20 protein-coding genes are annotated in these 18,707 nt (G+C 32.5%); 8 read left to right on the forward strand and 12 right to left on the reverse strand.

Annotated elements, in window-relative coordinates:
- Window positions 1-12 precede the first annotated feature (12 nt).
- The 8 genes from CINF_RS02985 to CINF_RS03020 all read left to right on the forward strand — a co-directional run bounded on the left by CINF_RS02985 (window position 13) and on the right by CINF_RS03020 (window position 8,325).
- Window positions 13-2,097: a TonB-dependent receptor gene (locus CINF_RS02985; protein WP_179975690.1), complete on the forward strand. Its 2,085-nt coding sequence runs from the start codon at window positions 13-15 to the stop codon at window positions 2,095-2,097.
- Window positions 2,098-2,105: 8 nt separating this feature from the next.
- On the forward strand, window positions 2,106-2,711 hold the full coding sequence (locus tag CINF_RS02990) for a hypothetical protein (protein ID WP_179975691.1): 606 nt from the start codon (window positions 2,106-2,108) through the stop codon (window positions 2,709-2,711).
- Entirely contained in the window at window positions 2,704-3,318 is a 615-nt protein-coding gene (locus tag CINF_RS02995) for a hypothetical protein (protein WP_178696702.1), read from the forward strand. Before CINF_RS02990 ends, CINF_RS02995 begins: the two co-directional genes overlap by 8 nt.
- Window positions 3,315-4,364: an ABC transporter substrate-binding protein gene (locus CINF_RS03000; protein WP_179975692.1), complete on the forward strand. Its 1,050-nt coding sequence runs from the start codon at window positions 3,315-3,317 to the stop codon at window positions 4,362-4,364. Before CINF_RS02995 ends, CINF_RS03000 begins: the two co-directional genes overlap by 4 nt.
- 8 nt (window positions 4,365-4,372) lie before the next feature.
- Window positions 4,373-5,335, forward strand: a complete 963-nt coding sequence (locus CINF_RS03005) for a FecCD family ABC transporter permease (RefSeq protein WP_179975693.1) — start codon at window positions 4,373-4,375, stop codon at window positions 5,333-5,335.
- Window positions 5,326-6,096, forward strand: coding sequence for an ABC transporter ATP-binding protein (locus CINF_RS03010; protein WP_179975694.1), 771 nt, complete (start codon window positions 5,326-5,328; stop codon window positions 6,094-6,096). Before CINF_RS03005 ends, CINF_RS03010 begins: the two co-directional genes overlap by 10 nt.
- Before the next feature lie 112 nt (window positions 6,097-6,208).
- Entirely contained in the window at window positions 6,209-7,297 is a 1,089-nt protein-coding gene (locus CINF_RS03015; protein ID WP_179975695.1) for a CNNM domain-containing protein, read from the forward strand.
- Window positions 7,294-8,325, forward strand: coding sequence for a CNNM domain-containing protein (locus CINF_RS03020; protein ID WP_179975696.1), 1,032 nt, complete (start codon window positions 7,294-7,296; stop codon window positions 8,323-8,325). Before CINF_RS03015 ends, CINF_RS03020 begins: the two co-directional genes overlap by 4 nt.
- 120 nt (window positions 8,326-8,445) lie before the next feature.
- Here CINF_RS03020 and CINF_RS03025 read toward each other — a convergent pair whose 3' ends face one another.
- From CINF_RS03025 to CINF_RS03080, 12 genes are all read right to left on the reverse strand, one after another.
- Window positions 8,446-9,582, reverse strand: coding sequence for a tyrosine-type recombinase/integrase (locus CINF_RS03025; RefSeq protein ID WP_179975697.1), 1,137 nt, complete (start codon window positions 9,580-9,582; stop codon window positions 8,446-8,448).
- 33 nt (window positions 9,583-9,615) lie between these two features.
- Window positions 9,616-9,855 (reverse strand): hypothetical protein, encoded by a 240-nt coding sequence (locus tag CINF_RS03030; RefSeq protein ID WP_178696695.1) that lies wholly within the window; start codon window positions 9,853-9,855, stop codon window positions 9,616-9,618.
- 133 nt (window positions 9,856-9,988) lie between these two features.
- Window positions 9,989-10,369, reverse strand: a complete 381-nt coding sequence (locus CINF_RS03035; protein WP_179975698.1) for a hypothetical protein — start codon at window positions 10,367-10,369, stop codon at window positions 9,989-9,991.
- A 12-nt stretch (window positions 10,370-10,381) separates the two neighbouring features.
- Window positions 10,382-12,346, reverse strand: coding sequence for a type IA DNA topoisomerase (locus CINF_RS03040; RefSeq protein ID WP_179975699.1), 1,965 nt, complete (start codon window positions 12,344-12,346; stop codon window positions 10,382-10,384).
- Window positions 12,347-12,392: 46 nt separating this feature from the next.
- Window positions 12,393-13,559: a type IV secretion system protein gene (locus tag CINF_RS03045; RefSeq protein WP_179975700.1), complete on the reverse strand. Its 1,167-nt coding sequence runs from the start codon at window positions 13,557-13,559 to the stop codon at window positions 12,393-12,395.
- A 1-nt stretch (window position 13,560) separates the two neighbouring features.
- Window positions 13,561-13,827, reverse strand: a complete 267-nt coding sequence (locus tag CINF_RS03050; protein ID WP_179975701.1) for a hypothetical protein — start codon at window positions 13,825-13,827, stop codon at window positions 13,561-13,563.
- A gap of 85 nt (window positions 13,828-13,912) precedes the next feature.
- Window positions 13,913-14,803 carry an ArdC-like ssDNA-binding domain-containing protein gene (locus tag CINF_RS03055; protein ID WP_179975702.1) on the reverse strand — a complete coding sequence of 297 codons (891 nt, stop codon included), beginning with the start codon at window positions 14,801-14,803 and terminating at the stop codon, window positions 13,913-13,915.
- A gap of 70 nt (window positions 14,804-14,873) precedes the next feature.
- Window positions 14,874-15,080, reverse strand: coding sequence for a hypothetical protein (locus tag CINF_RS03060; protein WP_178696688.1), 207 nt, complete (start codon window positions 15,078-15,080; stop codon window positions 14,874-14,876).
- 104 nt (window positions 15,081-15,184) lie between these two features.
- Complete coding sequence (locus CINF_RS03065) at window positions 15,185-17,098, reverse strand: type IV secretory system conjugative DNA transfer family protein (RefSeq protein ID WP_179975703.1); 1,914 nt, start codon at window positions 17,096-17,098, stop codon at window positions 15,185-15,187.
- Window positions 17,098-17,484 (reverse strand): hypothetical protein, encoded by a 387-nt coding sequence (locus CINF_RS03070; RefSeq protein WP_179975704.1) that lies wholly within the window; start codon window positions 17,482-17,484, stop codon window positions 17,098-17,100. The genes CINF_RS03065 and CINF_RS03070 overlap by 1 nt, the downstream gene beginning before the upstream one ends.
- Complete coding sequence (locus CINF_RS03075; RefSeq protein ID WP_179975705.1) at window positions 17,484-18,473, reverse strand: ATPase, T2SS/T4P/T4SS family; 990 nt, start codon at window positions 18,471-18,473, stop codon at window positions 17,484-17,486. The genes CINF_RS03070 and CINF_RS03075 overlap by 1 nt, the downstream gene beginning before the upstream one ends.
- Window positions 18,466-18,687, reverse strand: coding sequence for a hypothetical protein (locus tag CINF_RS03080; protein WP_179975706.1), 222 nt, complete (start codon window positions 18,685-18,687; stop codon window positions 18,466-18,468). The genes CINF_RS03075 and CINF_RS03080 overlap by 8 nt, the downstream gene beginning before the upstream one ends.
- Window positions 18,688-18,707 lie beyond the last annotated feature (20 nt).

Consider the following 18,707-nt stretch of genomic DNA (forward strand, 5'->3'; position numbering starts at 1 on the left):
AAAGGATAAATGATGAAAAAAGCCCTGTTTATGTCGTCTTTAATGGCAACTTGTTCTTTATTTGCTGCTGATGAAATGCTTAAAGAAATACTAGTAAGCACAGAAGCACCTCCAAGCTCACAAAGCATAAAATCCTTAATAGATGAAAGCAAAAGCTTATCTATAATAAACGAGCAAAGCATTCAAAAAAGCGTTGGTAAGAATGTTTTAGAATTGATTGCCCAAGAGCCAGGCGTTGGTATGGTAAATGATGGTATGGATTCAGGCCAGCCTGTGATTCGTGGAATGAGTGCTGGCGATTATCGCGTGCCTACTTTTATAGATGGGCTTAGATGGAAAGGTAGGCCCGTTTTAGAATACACAATGTTTGATCCTGATCAATTTGAAAGATTAGAGATTGTGCGAGGCCCTGCTAGCTCGGTATTTGGCACGGATAGCTTTGGTGGGGTTATAAACTTAATTAGCAAAAGAGCAAGTGGAGATGTTTTTGGTGATTTTGCATTAAGTAATAATTATTTTAGCTCAAATTTTTCAAGCGTAAATCATGGTATGCAAAATAGATTACAATTAGGCTTTGTAGGGCATGGTTTTGATTTTTTGCTAGGGTTAAATTATCGCTATGGCAGGGATTATAAAACGCCAGAGGGTAAGGTGCCAAATTCTGATTATTTATATAAATCTTTTGATTTAAATACAGGTTATAGCTGGGGAGATAGCCATAGAATCGGCTTACAAGCAAGATATGGCACTACTAAGCGTGGTATGCCAGGTGGTTCTGTGCCAAGTCCTGGTGCTGGCAATACCGCAAAAGGCGTGCCTAATAAAATAGTGCGCCAAATGCCACTTTGGGAAAAATACGCAGCGCTTAATTATAATGGTGAAATTTTTGAAAATTTTGAACTTGATGCAAGTGTTTTTGCTAGAGAAATTTATACAAATTTATTTATCGTGCCAGATTTAAGCAAAAATGCTTTTGTAAATAATTATGTAGTTGGCCCAGAAGTGCTAGGCTCTAAGATCGTGGCAAAATATAAAGGAGAGAATTTAACACAAACTTATGGCATAAATATTTACCATGAAATTTGGGATTCTACCCAGCAAAGTATTCGTGGCGGGGCAAGAAAAAACACAAGCATAGATCACACGCAACTCAATCTAGCTGGTTTTGGCTTATTTGAGTATAGATTTGATAATGACGCCTTGCTTAGTGCTAGCTTGCGTTATGATCATTTTAAGAGCGATTCGGATATAAGCAGTGTTGATGAGAGTTTAAAATCTTTATATCAAGATGGCGGAGTAAAAACCAAAAAACTTACCTGGGCTATTGGCACTAGCTATCCTATAATGGATTCTCTTAAACTAATAGCAAATATAAGCAGTGCTTTTAGAAATCCAACCGCTAATGAAATCGAGCCAATAGCTAGCCTAGATGGGACAACAATGAGTATCCCAAATAATAATTTAAAACCAGAGCAAAGCATAAATTACGAACTTGGCTTGAAATTTCAAAATGATTATTTAAGAGCAAGCATAACAAGCTTTTATAGCGATTATAAAGATTTAATCCAAGATAATGTGCGCGTGGCTGATTATTTAGGTATGAAAACATATCAAAATCAAAATTTAGATAAAGCTAGCATAAAAGGCGTAGAACTTGAACTAGCTTATAATATTTTAAACAATTTAGAACTAAGCACAAATGTAAGCTATCAAAGAGGCAAGGACAAGGAAAATAATAAAAATCTAAGAACAATAATGCCACTTCATGGCATGGTTGGCTTAAATTACGAGCCTGAAATTTTAAATAATTCATATTTACAATACACAAGCGCGTGGGCGATGCGTAAAAATAAAATCGATGAAAGCCAAGAAAGACAAAAGGCTGGCTATGTAGTGCATAATATTTATTTTGGCAAAAGCTTTGGCAAAATTGCCACTTTTGAAAATTTTGAGCTTAATTTTGCTGTTGAGAATATTTTTGATAAAAAATATAGGCTTGCTTTATCTTGGGAAAATGCAGATTATCCTGTGTCTATTACAAATCCGCTTTTAAGTGCTGGTAGAAATTTTAAAGTTGGCTTTAAGGCTGATTTTTAGGGGTTAAGATGAAAGATGTTTTGTTTGTTTATTTTAATGATATATCCGCAAGTGGCGGTATGAACGGCTTTGATATAACAAAATCAAAAGATTTAGATTTTATATGGCAGTATGATTTAGAAAATGTAAATTTTAATGAATATAAGGGGATTATACTAAGTGGTGGTGTGGATCAAATTTTACTTAGCAAGCTTAGTGGGCGTTTGTGCGAGTTTTTAGAAAATGGCGGGCGCGTGCTATTTAATGGGCATGTAGAAAAGAAATTTTTGCCTATGCTTGAAATTTATGAGCCAGTAGAGCATATTAAATACCCTGATTTTATGATAAGCCTTATAAACCCACATAAAATTTACAAAGATTTAGATATTAGAAATTTTAATGAAAAAAACGGCGTTGCTGGGTTTTATTCAAGAGGACAAAACCCGCCGCCATTTAAAGCTAAAATCATTACAGCCATCAAGCAAGCTAGCGTGCCAAGTGATTGGGAGCTTGATTTTGGCAAAGGTAAAATTTACACTCACGCAGGCGTGGATTTACACATAGCAGCTAGCGCAAATGATACGCCAAAACTTATAGAGAATTTAATAGCATATTTAAGGGGAGATGATGAATAAAATAATAGCCTTACACAGCGGGACTTATTATAATTTAGCAAGTTTATTTAAAGGTGCTTTTGTTAAATATCTTTATAAAACCGCGTATTTAGCACAGCTTAAAGCAGATGAATTAAATGATGGCGATATTTTGCTAGTTAGTGATTCATTAGTGCCTAGGCATTTAATCTTGCATAAAGAAATATTTAGAAATTTTTTAAAAAGCGGGCGCACGCTAGTAGTTTGTGGGCGCAATGATCCTGAGCTTTGGCTTGATGGGGTGGAGTTTGTGGATTTGCCTTTTGATTTTTGGTGGTGGCTAGATAAAAATAAAAATGATATCCAAATATGCCAAGATGATGAAAACCACGAGCTTTTTAACTACATAAAATTTCAAAATTTGCTTTGGCATTTTCATGGCGGATACAAAAAACTAAAAGGGGCAAAATCTGCTATAAAATCAAAACTAAATGATGAGGTTAGTATTTATCAAGAGTGTGAATTTGGTGGCGGACGGCTAATTCTTACTAGTCTTGATCCGTTTTTTCATCACGGGTGTTATTTTATGCCAAATGCTAGTAAATTTGGCGAGGGTTTATTAAATAGGCTATTAGGGTTAAAAGTATGAAAAAATCAATTTTTGTCTTATGTGTTAGTTTTGTTTTATTAAGTGCTAAACAAATTAGCTTTAAAGATCAAAACGATAATATGGTGATTTTAAATGAACCCCCAAAACGCGTGGCTATGTTTCCAATCCCACATGCTAGCCTTTCAATAGCCATAGATGCTGGCCCAAAACGCTTAATCACCATAAACCCAACAGCCAAAAAAGCATTAAGTGAGCATATTTTAGGGCGGATTTTCCCAAGTGCGCTAAATCTTAGCACCAGTGGCATAGGTGCGGATTTTACCCCAAATGTAGAAGAGTTGATTAAATTAAAACCAGATTTTGCGTTGCAATGGGGACACACAAGTAGCGATATAGTAGAGCCACTTAAAAAAACAGGCATAAATTTAGCCATAATAAATTATAGAGGCAACGAAGAAAACGCGCTTGAATGGTTTGAATTGCTTGGCAATGCTTATGATAAAAAAGAAAGAGTAGATGAAATTTTAAGTCATAGAAAGAGCGTTTTTGAGCGCATAAAATCTTATGTTGTTACAAAATCTCACGCAAAAAGTCCAAAAATTTTAACCTTTTATGGGCGCGCTAATAGCTTTCAAGCTAATGGAGAAGGCACATATCAGCATTATGCCATAAAGCTCATAGGCGCACAAAATGCCGTAAATTTTAAAGGTTCTAAAATCATAAGCACAGAGCAACTAATAGCTTCAAACCCTGATATTATCATACTTAGTAGCTTTGATTTGCTTATGCCAAAAGATATTTATAAAAATGCTTTATTTAAAAATATTTCTGCTGTTAAAAATAAACGAGTTTATAAAATACCATTTGGTGGCGATAGATGGGATCCGCCCACTGCTGAATCGCATTTTGCTTGGATTTGGCTTGGCATTTTGGCTTATGGAGAGGATTTTGCTAGAAATTTTAATTTAATAGATGAGATGAAAAAGGGCTATAAAATTTTATATGGCTATGATTTAAAAGCTAGTGATATAAATGAAATTTTACGCGTTGATGAAAATAAAATTTCAAGTAATTATAATTTTTAGGCCATCTTATGAGAAAATATTTTTTTGCTATATTATTTTTGATTTTGGCCTTAGTTTTTTGCTTATTTTGTGGGCGCATTAGTTTAGATGAGCTTTATAATTATTATATGAATGATAAACAAACATTTGATGTGATTTTTTATGAATTACGCTTGCCAAGGCTTATAGCAGCTGGATTAATTGGCGCTAGTTTAAGTATTAGTGGCGTGGTGTTTCAAGCTATATTTCAAAATCCGCTAGTTAGCCCAAATATCTTAGGCGTAGCAAGTGGGGCTGGCTTTGGGGCGATAATTTGTATTTTATTTTCATTTACTTCGCTAGGGATTAGTTTTGGCGCATTTAGTGGTGGAGTGATGGCTGTTTGTTTGGCGTATTTGCTAGGATATTTTACTAATAAAAACTCAAAACTAATGTTAGTGCTTTCTGGCATTATCATTTCGGCCTTATTTGATGCGCTTATTTCTTTGGTTAAATACACAGCAGATACAGAAGAAAAATTGCCTAGTATAGTGTATTGGCTTATGGGATCTTTGAGCTCGCTAAGTTGGAGTGATTTGGGGATTTTAGCGCCTGTTAGTTTATTTGGCATTATTATTCTTATTTGTGTGGCATGGAAAATCAATATCTTAGCACTTTCAAGCGAGCATGCTGTATTTTTAGGGCAAGGTAGAATGTTTGGTGTGGTGATTGTTTTGCTTGCGACTCTTATTACAAGCGTTAGTATATGTGTAAGCGGAATAATAGGCTGGGTAGGGCTTTTAATCCCGCATATTACAAGGCTAATTTATGGTGCTAATTGCGCTGTTTTAGTGCCTATGAGTGCGATTTTAGGTGCGATATTTTTAATGCTTGCTGATACGCTAGCAAGAAGCATCACCACAGCCGAAATCCCACTAAGCATTATCACAGCGATTGTGGGCGCACCAAGCATAGCCATAATTATGATAAAAAAGGCTAAAAAGTGGTTTTAAGTATTTCGGGTTTAAATTTTAATTACGGCAAAAAAGTTATTTTAAAAGATTTAAATTTTAATTTAAATCAAGGTCAAACCTTAGCGATTTTAGGGCCAAATGGCATAGGTAAAAGCACTTTGCTTCGTATTTTGCTATCGCTTTTGCCCTTACAAAGCGGAGAGATTATTTTAAACGGACAAAATTTCAAAGAGCTAGGTTTAAAAGAGCGAGCAAAATTAATAGGCTATGTCCCACAAAGCGAAAAACCAGCCTTTGCTTTTAAGGTAGTAGATATGATAATGCTTGGTAAAAATGCCAGCATTGGTTTATTTAATACTCCAAGCAAAAAAGATTTTGAAGATGCGCGCCAAGCAGCGATTTTAGCAGGGTGCGAGCATTTATTAGAGCAAAAAATCGATGAATTAAGCGGAGGGCAAATGCAATTAGTTTTAATAGCGCGCGCTATTATTTCAAAACCAAAACTTTTGATAATGGATGAACCAACATCATTTTTAGACACCACGCATCAAGATGAAATTTTATCTTTAATATCTAGGCTAAATCATCAAGGCATTTGTGTGATTTTTAGCTCACATTATGCTGATCATGTTTTTATGGTTTCGCATCAAAGCCTGCTTTTAAATGGCGAGCAAGGCTATATTTATGGAGATACGCAAAAAATTCTAAATCAGCAAAATCTTTATAATCTTTTTAAAAAAGAGTTTATACTAGCGCAAATTGAGGGCAAAACGCGAATCTTACCTCGTTGGAGCATTTAAAAAGCATTTAAAATTTCAAACATTCATTTAAATATCATAAATTTTAATTATAAAAAAGTTTTTTAAATTATTTTTAGTTAGAATGGCGATTTTTTAAAATTTTGAGGTTTTGATGAGTTTATTGCTTGTTTATTTTTGCTTAACTATTGGTATTTCTATGGTTTGTTCTGTGTGCGAGGCAATGATGTTTTCTGCCACGCCTGCTTTTGTGCGGAGCGCATCAAAACTAAGCAAAGCAGGCAAAATTTTAAAACACTTAAAAATAAATATTGATAATTCAATTGGCGCAATCGTGGTGATAAATACCATCGCAAATACAGTAGGCGCAGCTAGCGTTGGCGCGCAGTTTGTGGCTGTTTTTGGCGATAAATTTCAAGGCGTGGTAGCAGCGATTATGACTTTAAGCGTGCTTTATATCGGTGAAATCGTGCCTAAAACCCTTGGGGCAATGTATTGGAAAAGGCTGATTTTGCCGACTAGTTATTTTTTGATCGTGCTTTATTATATCGCTTATCCTTTTGTTTATATTTCGCGCATTACTACTTTCTTTTTTAGGCAAAATGAAGTGCAAAAAATGAGCAAAGATGAAATTTTAGCCCTTATGGAACTAGCCCAAAAAGGCGGCACGATTGACGAGCTAGAAATGGAAATTTTAGAGCATTTAATGGCACAATCTAATCTAAAAGCGCGCGATATAATGACAAAAAAAAGCGCAATTTTTGCCCTTGATGAAAATGAAAACATCAAGCAAGCATTACAAAAAATACAAGATCACAAATACTCACGCATTCCGCTAATAAATCCTAACACAAATAAAATAAACTCTCTTGTTTTTAGGCAAAGCATTTTAGCAGCAAACTTAACAGATGAGAGTTTAGATGAGCTAAATCCTCACACTCAAAATTTTAATTTAAACCAAACGCCTAGCCTTACAAATAATGAAATTTTAAGCATAGTAAATCCCCTTGAAAATAGCCAAAATATAAATGACAAATCCACGCTAAAATCAATAGCTAAAAATATGCGTTTTGTTAGAGATAATATGCAAGTGATGGCGCTTTTAAAATTTTTTGTGATTTGTAGGGAGCATTTAGTGGGCGTAATAGATGAAAATAAGCAACTACTTGGCATTGTAAGTCTTGAAGATACGATAAATGCGGTATTTGGCGTAGGCAATTTACAAAATGGAGAGCGTAAATGACCTTGCTTGTAATTTATTGCGTGGTGGCTATTTCTTGTAGTTTTTTATGCTCGATTTTAGAATCTACTTTTTTAAGCACTACTCCAAGTTTTGTAAAAAGCTATGCCAAAAAACACCCAAAAATTGGAGCATATTTACAATATCAAAAATCCCACATCGATGATACAGAAGGCGCGATTTTAGTGCTAAATACATTTAGCGTTACAGGCAGTGCTACTGGCTTTGGCATAGAAATAAGCGCGCTTTATGGTGAGCAGTATCAATTTTTGGCATCTAGCATTTTTGCTGTGGCGCTTATTTATTTAACTGAAATTTTACCCAAAACCATAGGCGCAACCTACTGGCAAAACTTAGCGCCTTTTGTGGCTGTTTTTAATCACTACTTGCTAAAAATTACAAAGCCCTTTGTTTTTATCGCTAAAATCATTATAAAATTTATTTCTTTTGGGCATAAGGGCAAGATCACGCGTGATGAGGTGCTAGCTGCTAGCGAGCTAGGCAAGGATGGCGGCTGTATAAATGAAAAAGAGATGAAATTACTTACAAATTTATTAAGTCTTAAAAACTACCAAACAGCCGATATTTTAACGCCTAGAAGCGTGGTGTTTTCATTAAAACACGATGATAAAATCGAAGAAATAGTAAAATCCAAGCATATTTTTACATTTTCGCGCGCGCCTGTATTTGCTGGTGAAACCATCATTGGCATTGTAGAAACGGCTGAAATTTTAAATCAAGCATTGTGTGATAAATCGCGCCAGATGGCTGAGTTTATTCGCCCTGTTTTTATAGTGCCTTATAATCTAAATGTGCTTAATCTTTTGCGTCTTTTTATTCAAAAAAATGAGAGATTTTTTGTGGTTGTGGATCGTTATGGGCAGTTTTTTGGTGTTGTAACTTTTGAGGATGTGATTGAGACGCTTTTGGGCGAAGAGATTATGGATGAGTTCGATAAGGTAAGCGATATGCAAAAACTAGCCAAAGAACGCGCTAAAAAATTTCAAAAAAATTATATTGATAGATTATAACATTGCGCTTTAAAATCTTGCTTTTTTTATTATTTATATGTGCCTTTAAGGCATACATTAATCACATTATAACATTTTATATTTTAATTTTTGCTTATATTTTATGTCTTTTTGCTATTTTTAAAACATTTCATTTTCTAAAAATTTTGCTCTTTGTCTTACTTCTCTTGGCAGATATTTCGCATAACTTCTGTAAGTTTCATTCAAATCTTTATGTCCTAGCATTTTGCAACCCACCCACATAGGCTCTTCGCCTTTGCTAAGCATAATGCTAGCAAAAGTATGCCTTGTATCATAAAGTCTGCGTGGTGCCAGATTTAATTTTGCTAAAAGAGCTTGAAATTCTTGGTTTAATTTAGTGCGTCTGCTTTTAATTATAGTTTTATTATCTTGGGGGTATTCTTTTAATTTATTTGCTAATGTTGGCAATAAATCAATAGTTCTAAATGATGATTTTGTCTTTGGGGTATCTAAAACACCATTTAATGCTAATGTTTGATGAATATTTATTTCATTATTTACAAAATCAATATTATTCCAAGTAAGTGCTAGAATTTCGCCTATTCTTGCGCCTGTAAAAAACGCAATAAAAAGATATAGTTTTAAATCGCCATCGGCATTTTTCAATAAAAGTTTTACTTCATCAAGTGTAAATGGCTTAAATTCGCTTTTTTTTGCGATTTGTCGCATTTTAGGCTTATAAAATGGATTATCACTTATTATTTTGTTTTCGTGCGCATAAGTAAGCACATTATTTAGCAATATAAAATATATATTAATTGTAGCGCTGCTTTTGTTATTATCTAATAAATATTTTAATAAAAGCTGGCAATGCTCGCGCGTAAAATCTGCTACATAATAAATATTATTAGAGTGTAAAAAATTGAGTAAATGTTTGCTTATGCTTTTATATGTCGCAACTGATGAATTTTTTAAAAAAGCTTTTTCATTATTTACTTTTTCAAATATTGCCTTAAAAGAATAAGGCTCAGGTGTTTTTTCGATTTTCTTGTTGCTTTCTTGCGTGCTTAATCTTTGAATAACTATTTCATCTTCCAGGGCTTGAAATTCTTTTTTTAGCTGTTTTTCTGCCCCTTTGATTAAATAGCGTTCGTAATTCTTTTTTACAAATTGAAAAGCTAACCCAGAGTATTTTAAGCCTGTGCTTTTTCTTATGCGGATTTGGTCTTTTTGGTAGTCAATTTGTATGATATTGGCTCTAATATAGAGATTTTGAGATTTCTTTAACTTTTTCATTCGTAAATTGTAACATAATTTTTTCGTTAAGTGTTAAAAATTTGTGTCTTTTTTTGTAAAACTAATAATATTATATAGCATAATATTAAGAAAAATATATGTAGTGCAAATTTCTATAATTTTAAATGTATCTCTTTGCTTAACAATTTCATATATGCTATTTTTAAACCCAAAAAAATATTCTAATGCAAATACCAAGCTTATGCCTGTGATGTTTATTAAAAAAAACCAAGCCAAAAATTTTTTAATAGTTTTGTTAAAATTTACTTGCATAATATATCCTTTTTTGCTATAATCCAAAGCTGAAAATGCGTGGTTATAATTTTTCTTTTTCTTATTTATTTCTACGCGTTTTTTTCCTTTCTGTTTTCCAAGCAACACCCGGGGCTTTTGCCCCTTTTTTTATTTATACGGCTACCTCTTTTTTTTCGTGTGTATCTAAATTATCTACAATATCATCATCAATCACATTTAAAATTAAATCATCGCATTCAACTTTAATGATTAGCTTTTGTTCGCAATATTTATCACCTATGCCAAAATCATTTTTAAAATATTGTAAAATTTTGGTAAGTTCTGCATTATTCAATTTTCTAGTATCGGCTTGAATAATAATACTATCTATCTTGTTTTGTGCGTTTCTTGTAGTTTTTAATTCCCAGCAATTATCATATAACGCATTTTTTTTATCACAAAATCTTAAAGTAGCTATCGTAATAGTTTTTGCTTTATTGTTTGTAACTTTTATAAATTCACCTTGCAAGTTTAGCATTAGTTGAATTTTCATCGTTTTAAACCTTTATTTAGCTTTAATGTGTTTATCGATGAATTTAGAGCATATTTCTAAACTTTTCTCGTAATTTTTTGGTAAATCTACTTTTTTATCGTTTGCTAGCTTCTTGGCTAATTCTATTTGTTTTGGGCTTGGTGGCACTTGTGCTTTTGCCTTTTCTATAAATTCATTACAAATTTTATAGTCTTCTTCTATGTTGCTTGGTAATTCTAAGCCTGTTTTTTGCGCTAATTGTTTAGCAAATTCTAGCTGTTTTGGGCTTGGCGGGCTTATTTTCTTTTCTTGTTCTTTTACTTCTATATTTCCAAGCTTTTCGTGTAAAGGCTTGATAAAATTTAGATATTGTTGCTTGCCCGCGCTAATTTCATCTAAAACTTCTTCCATTTGAGCTGTGAATTCGCTTTTAGTTATCCATTCATCACCATTAGTTTTTAGGCTTTCTATAAAATTTATGCCTTTTTGCGTGGCTACTATTTCGTTGTTTTTACCTTTTTTTACAATTTGTATGAATTCCCTTTGTAAAAGCTTTGGTAAAAATGTAGCATAGGTGCTTGGCCTGCCTATTTTTTCTTTTTCAAGTAAGCTAATAAAATTACTCTCTTTATATTTGCTAGGTGCTTTTTTCTTTACTTCTTGTAATTCAAAGCTTAAAATATCTAGCTCTTCATCTTTTTGTAATTCTAAATTGCTTACTTCTTTTATTTCATCTTGCGTTTCTTCGTTTTCATCATCAGTAAAGCTTTCAAAAACGCCTTTAAAGCCTTTATAAATTACTTTGCTACTTTTTGCTTTAAAACTAAGTGCGTTAATGTCTATATCATAAGTAAAATTTTCATTTATAGCATTTTTTGCTTGACTTAAAAGGGAGTTAGTATAAATTAAAGTATAAGCCTTTATTTCATCATCACTTAGGCTTTCTTTTTGCGCTATGTTTTCTATTTCGCTAAAATCGTGTATATGCGAAATTCTTATAGCTTCGTGCGCCTGGGCTTGGCTTTGATTGCCTGCTTTATATTCTCTTTTTTCATACCATTGGCAAGATTTAAACTTATTTTCTACTTCATTTAAAAATTCAGTAGATAAACTATTGCTATCTGTTCTGTGATAAGTAATTAAGCCTTTTTCAAATAATTTTTGTGCTAAGGTCATAGCAACTTCGCTAGAAAAGCCAAATTTTTTATTTGCTGCTTCTTGGTATTGACTTGTTCTAAATGGCGCGCTTGGCTTTATTTGCGCTTCTTTTTTATCAACGCCATAAACTTTGGCTTTTTTGATTTCATTTAGGCTTTTTATCTTTTCGTTTGCTTCATCTATGCTTTGGTAAATATTATCATTGATGGCATAAAATTCTACGCCATTTTTAGATAATTTTACTTTTATTTTATAATCTATTTTTTTGTTTTCTGCGTTTTCGTTGAATTCTTTTATATCTAGCTCTCTTTTAACGATTAAAGATAAAGCAGGCGTTTGCACGCGTCCAACGGATACATTATAATCCTTGCTTATTTGTAAATATTTTGGACTTAAAATAAAGCCCACTAATTTATCGCCTACGGCGCGTGCTTTAAAGGCACTAAATTCATTGAAATTAGATGATGAAAAGGGGATAGCATTATCAAGTCCTTTTTTAATGCCACTTTCTGTAATTTCGTGGAATTCAGCCCTTTTTACGCTTTGAGCTTGATTTTTTACCATTTCATAAAATAAATAACCAATTCCGTAACCCTCTCTATCTGGGTCGGTTGCTATGATTACTTCTTTGCCTTTACATTCGCTGATAATTTTATTGATAGCAAATTTTGCTTTATCATCTTTAAATTCAAATTCTGGTTCGTAACTTTGATAATCTTTTACGATTAGCTTAGTTAATGTTTTAAAGTGTCCTTTTGTGGCAAATACTTTTGCACCTGTAATTTGAGCTATTTTTGCCTCTTTATTTGGGCTTTCAATTATGATTACTGAATTTTGCATTTTATATCCTTTGTTAGTGTGTTTTATATTTATATTTTTTAAGCTTTTATAAGCCACCTGCTACTGATTTCCCACTAGAATTTATAACTTCTTTCCCTGCTCCCCCTACATTTTTTATAATACTTGCAATTGTGCTACCGCCAGGCAAACTTTGTCCCATACTGCTAAGAGCGCCTTTTAAAGCACCTGTGCCTGCTATGCGTCCTGCGACTGCGCCCACAGCACCTACACCAGCTAATTTACCTGCCATGCCTACTGCTGCAGAGCCTACATTTGAGCCACCACTGTCTAAATTATTTACGCCTAAAATTTGGCTTATCCAAACAGGGATTTTTCTTAATAAAAATATGCAAAGAAAAGCGCATAATGTAGGCACTAAAAATGTATCCCATTGTCTGCCCTCAAGGTAAATATTTCCTAATTCAGCTGGGGACATACTTTGAATATCTGCGATTGGCTTGCTTGCTAATGCTGCTACAAATAAAGCAATAGGCGCAAATAATGAATATGTAATGAATAATTTTAGCCAAGAGAAAAAATAAGGCTTTAAAAAAGATATATTTAAAAAGCAAACTATCAAAGGCGCAAATGATAAAATTAACATAGCTATAAATACGCTTGCTATTACTATTGCTGCAATAGCAAAACATAATATATAATACATAAACGCAAAAAAATAAGTAGGGAACATAGTTATTGCTACAATTGCTTTTATATATATATTTGCTACATCTCCAACAAACCAAACATCACTTTTGCTTGCTTCATAAGCTTTTTCTAGCATAGTGCTACAAATAAGAGATACACTATTCATCAAATTTGTAATTGTTTGGGCTAAGCTGTTGCCGATTTGATTGCCTAATGCATCATTCATAGCTGAGATTACCCAACTTGCAGGCAAATAAAACCACCCTAAAATTGTTGTAAAATTATCATAGCTAGCATATGCTGCGAATACAAAGCAAGTTACAATAATCCATTTGCCAGCTGAAAATAATTCATCTTGTGTAGGATAGCCTGTGCGGAGCTGTTTTAATAGCCAAATACACACAATTAAACCCACAATTGTATAAGAAGCTTGCCCGTGGATAATTTTGCTAACACTATTAAAAATATTTTCTAGTAATGAGCTAAGCTGATTTTGCATTACGCCTTGGATTTCATCAATCCAAGACGAATTAGAGATAACTTTGCCTGCTGTTTCTACTGCCATTTTAAAACCTTGTAATTTCTATGATTTGTTTTGTTATTTGTGCTGTTTTTTTATCAAGTGGCTTAATTTTTGTGATTTCTTTAATGATTTTTCCATTTTCTTCTTTGGTTGTTACTATTTCTTCAAAATTTGCGTTTTCTACTTCTAAAATTTTATGCTGTGTATTATTATCTTTTATATTATCTTTTGTATTATTTATTGTATTATCTTGTATATTATCTTTTGTGTTATTATCTAGGCCTAAAAATTTTAAAAAATCTTCTAACATTCATATCCTTAAAATATGCTCTAAACATTTACTATTTAGCGCACATAATATTTATTTAGCTAAACGACAAACACATTAAAAAGATTTAAAAACTTCTGCCTTGGCTTTGGCTTAGTTCGTTTTGCACTTCTCTTATATTTGTATGTTGGATAGCTTGATAATCTTTACCTTTGGTTTGACTATCTAAAAAATTCTCCAAATCTTTTTGGGTTTTAGGTGCTAATCCTAAATGCGATAGATTAGACCTATAATCATTTTGTTGGCCTTGTAGTTCTTTGCGGTATTCATTTACTACATTCATATTTCTTTTTTGTAGCTTGGCATTATCTATGCCGTCAAATGCGCTAATATGATAATATGTTACCGTTTCCAACTTCGGCTCTTTTAGGGCGATTTTTTCCATAACTGGCACTATGTTGCCTTTATTATCAAATTTTGGCTTGCCATCTTTATCTTTCGCTTGAATTATTTCTCCGTTTTCGTTGGTTTTTGGCTTATACTCAAACTCAGCCATATAAGCGCTTTTCACTCCGTTGGGATACTTCTTAGTGCCATTTTCGTTAAATAGCAATTTGCCTTTTTCGTCTTGTTCTTGTCGCAATTTACCGCCTAAAAAGTTGGCTTGTTTCATAGTTATATATTCTGCGCTCTCATAGCCACGCGTTTGGGCGTCTGCTCTCATCACCATAGATAATTCACCTCCAAATGGTTTGCCATTGCTTGGATTAAAAGGCATAGTTGCGTCTATGTCTTTTATCTCCATACTTTTTCTATAAAAGGGTTCGTTTCCATTTTGTCTGGCTTGTTTTATGTTGGTAGCCACAATCATTCTGTTGTAGCTATTGATACTTTCTAGCCTTTCAAAATTATTCTTATTCTCCCAACTTTTAAACTTAGTAGCGTTTTCTTTTGTATTAGCTACATTAGCTACTTCAACTTGTTGCTCGGTTTGTGTGTTTGATTTTTTTGTTGCCATAATGTTGTCCTTTGTATAAAAATTTGTCCTTAATTCATAGTTTTTTATCTATGAATGTGTGTATGAAGTTTTATTGCAAATCCATTGCTTCTGCTTCATCATTAACATCGTTAGCGTCAAAAAATATTTGATTTTTTGGCTTTAAATATTCTTTGTTAGCTAATTCTTTATATTCATCATTGCTTAGAATTTGGCTGCTTGAATGTTGCTGGCCTAATTCACCTAAATCTTTTTCTCTTTTAGCTTCTAATGCTTGTAAATATTCTGTGTTTGTCATTTAAACCCCTATAAATATTTTTTCTATTTTGTTGTTTTATGCTTGCTTTATAATAAAATTTTAATAACTAAGTTTTCATTGTATGCCCCCTTATTTTGATTTTTTTATGCTGTTTTTATTCCTAAATCTTCAAGCTTTTTTTGTTTTGTTTTTTCATTTTCTGCATTATCGTTCGCATTATCTTTTGTGCTATTATTAGCGTTATCGTTCGCGTTATTGTTTGTATTATTATCCTTGTTATTTGTTGCATTATCTTCTTCCTTATTATTAACTTGTTTTAATTCTTTTTTGTCTGCATCTACCCAGTCTGGATTTTTAAACCAATAAGGCACTTTACATTTTATAGGTCTATTTAAAAATCCGCCTACCAAAATTAATAAATCTTCGCTTTTTTGATTTTTAATGTCTTGCTCGGTAACTAATTTATAGCCCTCTTTGCTTATGCTTTGATTGTTTTTGAATAAATCTAAGTTACCTTGACTAACGCTAGATTTAGTCCTAGTAAAATCACCTATAAGCTCACTAATTTTTTTTGCGTCTGCTGTGGTATTCATAGCAAATATTGTTTGATAACCTGCGTTAGCTGTAATAATTGCTAAATCATCTTCGCCGTAATATTTTTTGATTTGTTCGTAAGATTGAGTAACAAAAACAGGTATAAGTCCATAGCTTCGGCAAAGTGCGGGAGCTTCAAGCAAAAATGGCATTTTTCCAAAGCGCACAAATTCATCTAAAAAGCAATAAATAAACTTATTTGGATCAGAGCATTCTTCGCCACTCATTAAAGTTTTAAATAGCGTTTCAGTAAAAATTCTTACTAATGGTGCTAGCACTTCCATATCTTCTGTTTGAATTACTATATAAAGTGATAATTTTTTTTCTCTTAAATCTTTAAAAGCAAAGCTCATTTTGCTTGTTGCGTTTGCTACTTGCGGATTAGTAAATACTTTCATAAAACTATCATAAGTTGATTTTATGCTTGCAAATTCTTGTTCTGCTGCTGTTGAATAAGCGCGCGCTTGATTTCTTGTATTATCATCTAAGCTTTCGTCTGCGCTTACTTCTTTTAGCCAAGTTTTAAAAGTATCTTTGCTATAATCTCTACCTAACCATTTGTCGTTTTCGTGTTCATCATATTTATTAACTTCTTTAAAAAATTCTTTTTCAGGGTCTAATTTATCATAATAATCGGCTTTTGGTGCTTGTGCTAATTCGCCTAGTGTTGTGTGCTTGTTTTTTTGTAAAAAGTATTCGGCAAAAAATACAAACATAGTTTTTGCTGATACTACCCAGTGGTCGTTTTCTTTTCCTTTTTCGCCTACAAAAATTGTGCTAGCTATTTGCTCTGCTAATTTTTTGATATGAATGTATTGCATATCTTTAACTATTGAATTATCAAAGGGGTTAAAAAATAGCGTATTATCGCAAGAAAAAGGGCTAAATACTTGCACTTCATTTTCTAAAATTTCTTGTCTGTAACCTGCGGTTTTTTGTAATAATTCACCTTTAATATCAAATACCACGCAAGAATTTTTAATAGTAAAAAGATTTGGTATGATAATACCTGCGGTTTTACCACGCCCAGGGGGCGCAACTACTAATGTTGCTAATGGTTTGTTAGCTCTTATAAAATCAAAACCGATAACTTCATTTTTTCTATTTTTATTTATAAAAGTTCCTAAAATCAAGCCATTATCATTTGAAATTCCAAGCTCTTTAAAATCTTTTTTAGTTGCAAATCTTGCGTTACCATAAGTTTCGTTGGTTTGAGTTCTAGGCATAAAAAACCAAATAAGTGTTATTATCATAGGTAGCAGGCCATAAAAAATTGGATAATAAGCTTTGATTTTTAAATGGGCGTTTCCAAGATTATTTAAAATATTATGCGCTACTTCTGGTGTGTTTAAAAAATCAGGCTTAAAAATGAAATAAGCTGACAAATAAAAAATCATTACGCCTAAAACGGCACTAGTTAAAAAAATAAAACACCATTTTAATGGGCTGATAGTTTTTTGCATTATTGCTCCTTTACGCTTTTATATTTTTTTGGTTTTATGCTTAGCATTAAATTTTGCGAATTGCTTGTATAATCATCTATTTTTTTATTAACTTGATTTAGTTGCTCTATCAAAGAATTTGTGTTTTCATCTTGCGTGCCTATACTCTTTTTTAAAAAATTTAATACTTGATTTATATTTACGCCTATGCGCTTTAATTGGTTTAAAAACTCTTCGTTAGTTTTGTTAAAATTTTGTATTTCTCTAACTGCTTGAATATATTTTTCGCTGCGAATTAAATGTCTAATTACTGCCGATTTGCTTAGTTTTGTAGTTGCAATGATTGAGTTTAAAATTTCTAAATCATCTTGGTTTAAATAAAAATGATGCCTACAAACTTTTTTCATTATTTTTTGCTTCTTTTGGTTGTTCTAGTGGCTTTTTTAGTTTCAGCTTGTGGTGCTAAAAATTGTTTTAAATCTAAAATGTCTGTAATTATTCTTTGATTTTTTACTCTTTGAATTTGTATAATATAATCTATTGCTGTAATAATTAAATCTGTTATAGTTTTATTATCTACATTGCCACCTAAGCCACCACCTAAAATTGTGTTAGTGATTATGGCTTTAATAGCATCTTTTGGCGAATTGGCGTGCAGGGTGCTAAGATTGCCTGTGTGGCCTGTATTATTCACACGCAAAAAGCTAAAAGTGTTGCGAATGTCAATTTCGCCTAAAAATAACCTGTCTGGGCGCAAACGCATTGCATTATCTATTGCGATTTGGTAGCTGTAATTTTCATTGGCTATTTTTGGCACTGCTAATTGAGTTTTGTTGATATTGTCAATTTTTAGCTCTTGGCTATCTTCAATAGTTACTATTCTTTCGTCTTTGTCAATTTCACTCATTAAAGAATTCAAAAAGCTAGTTTTGCCCGTGCCTGTTCCGCCACTAACTAACACATTTTTATGTTGATGTATTAGCTCTTTTAACTTTTCATAAGTCCAGCCCTGCTTAATGCATAAATCGCTTAAAATAAAGCTCTCTAATGGATATTGATTTTTGCTAGGTATTCTTATACAAATAGCTATATCACTATTAAATAATGAGCTTTTATGCTGTGCTTGCACTCTATAACGCAAATATGGCTCTGGCAATTCACACGATAGATGACAATGCGTTGTATTAAATTGTTGATTTCTTCTATTTGCAAGCTCTATTAAAAAATCATTTAAAAAATCGGCTGTTAAGCTTTCATCTTTGATAATTTCCCATTTATTGCCATAATCTACAAAAATTTCACCGGCTTTGTTAAAAATAAGCTCGTTTGCTTCCAGGCTTAAATACTTATCTAATTTGCTTAGAATATTTTTTAATACTAATGTGATTTCAGCCATTTTTAGTGTCCTTGTCGCTGTCGTTATTAAAATTGCCTTTGCTTTTTTCTACTAAATCTAAAAGCTTTTGTTTTTCTTTGTTATACTGCTTTTCGATTACTTCGAATTTTTTTAATTGTTTTTCTATTGCGCTATTTTGTTTGCCTTGAAGTATGCGCGCTTTCTCTTGTTGTTTGATTTGTGCTTTGATTTGTTCTACATTTTGTTCTTGCATTTGTTTTTCCTTTGTAATGA

Source organism: Candidatus Campylobacter infans, assembly GCF_013416015.1.
GTDB lineage: Bacteria > Campylobacterota > Campylobacteria > Campylobacterales > Campylobacteraceae > Campylobacter > Campylobacter infans.

Excerpts from the sequence above, each read along its gene's own strand:
- CINF_RS02985 (WP_179975690.1), top strand. The coding sequence starts at position 13 with ATGAAAAAAGCCCTGTTTATGTCGTCTTTAATGGCAACTTGTTCTTTA.
- CINF_RS02990 (WP_179975691.1), top strand. The coding sequence starts at position 2,106 with ATGAAAGATGTTTTGTTTGTTTATTTTAATGATATATCCGCAAGTGGC.
- CINF_RS02995 (WP_178696702.1), top strand. The coding sequence starts at position 2,704 with ATGAATAAAATAATAGCCTTACACAGCGGGACTTATTATAATTTAGCA.
- CINF_RS03000 (WP_179975692.1), top strand. The coding sequence starts at position 3,315 with ATGAAAAAATCAATTTTTGTCTTATGTGTTAGTTTTGTTTTATTAAGT.
- CINF_RS03005 (WP_179975693.1), top strand. The coding sequence starts at position 4,373 with ATGAGAAAATATTTTTTTGCTATATTATTTTTGATTTTGGCCTTAGTT.
- CINF_RS03015 (WP_179975695.1), top strand. The coding sequence starts at position 6,209 with ATGAGTTTATTGCTTGTTTATTTTTGCTTAACTATTGGTATTTCTATG.
- CINF_RS03020 (WP_179975696.1), top strand. The coding sequence starts at position 7,294 with ATGACCTTGCTTGTAATTTATTGCGTGGTGGCTATTTCTTGTAGTTTT.
- CINF_RS03025 (WP_179975697.1), bottom strand. The coding sequence starts at position 9,582 with ATGAAAAAGTTAAAGAAATCTCAAAATCTCTATATTAGAGCCAATATC.
- CINF_RS03030 (WP_178696695.1), bottom strand. The coding sequence starts at position 9,855 with ATGCAAGTAAATTTTAACAAAACTATTAAAAAATTTTTGGCTTGGTTT.
- CINF_RS03035 (WP_179975698.1), bottom strand. The coding sequence starts at position 10,369 with ATGAAAATTCAACTAATGCTAAACTTGCAAGGTGAATTTATAAAAGTT.
- CINF_RS03040 (WP_179975699.1), bottom strand. The coding sequence starts at position 12,346 with ATGCAAAATTCAGTAATCATAATTGAAAGCCCAAATAAAGAGGCAAAA.
- CINF_RS03045 (WP_179975700.1), bottom strand. The coding sequence starts at position 13,559 with ATGGCAGTAGAAACAGCAGGCAAAGTTATCTCTAATTCGTCTTGGATT.
- CINF_RS03050 (WP_179975701.1), bottom strand. The coding sequence starts at position 13,827 with ATGTTAGAAGATTTTTTAAAATTTTTAGGCCTAGATAATAACACAAAA.
- CINF_RS03055 (WP_179975702.1), bottom strand. The coding sequence starts at position 14,803 with ATGGCAACAAAAAAATCAAACACACAAACCGAGCAACAAGTTGAAGTA.
- CINF_RS03060 (WP_178696688.1), bottom strand. The coding sequence starts at position 15,080 with ATGACAAACACAGAATATTTACAAGCATTAGAAGCTAAAAGAGAAAAA.
- CINF_RS03065 (WP_179975703.1), bottom strand. The coding sequence starts at position 17,098 with ATGCAAAAAACTATCAGCCCATTAAAATGGTGTTTTATTTTTTTAACT.
- CINF_RS03070 (WP_179975704.1), bottom strand. The coding sequence starts at position 17,484 with ATGAAAAAAGTTTGTAGGCATCATTTTTATTTAAACCAAGATGATTTA.
- CINF_RS03075 (WP_179975705.1), bottom strand. The coding sequence starts at position 18,473 with ATGGCTGAAATCACATTAGTATTAAAAAATATTCTAAGCAAATTAGAT.
- CINF_RS03080 (WP_179975706.1), bottom strand. The coding sequence starts at position 18,687 with ATGCAAGAACAAAATGTAGAACAAATCAAAGCACAAATCAAACAACAA.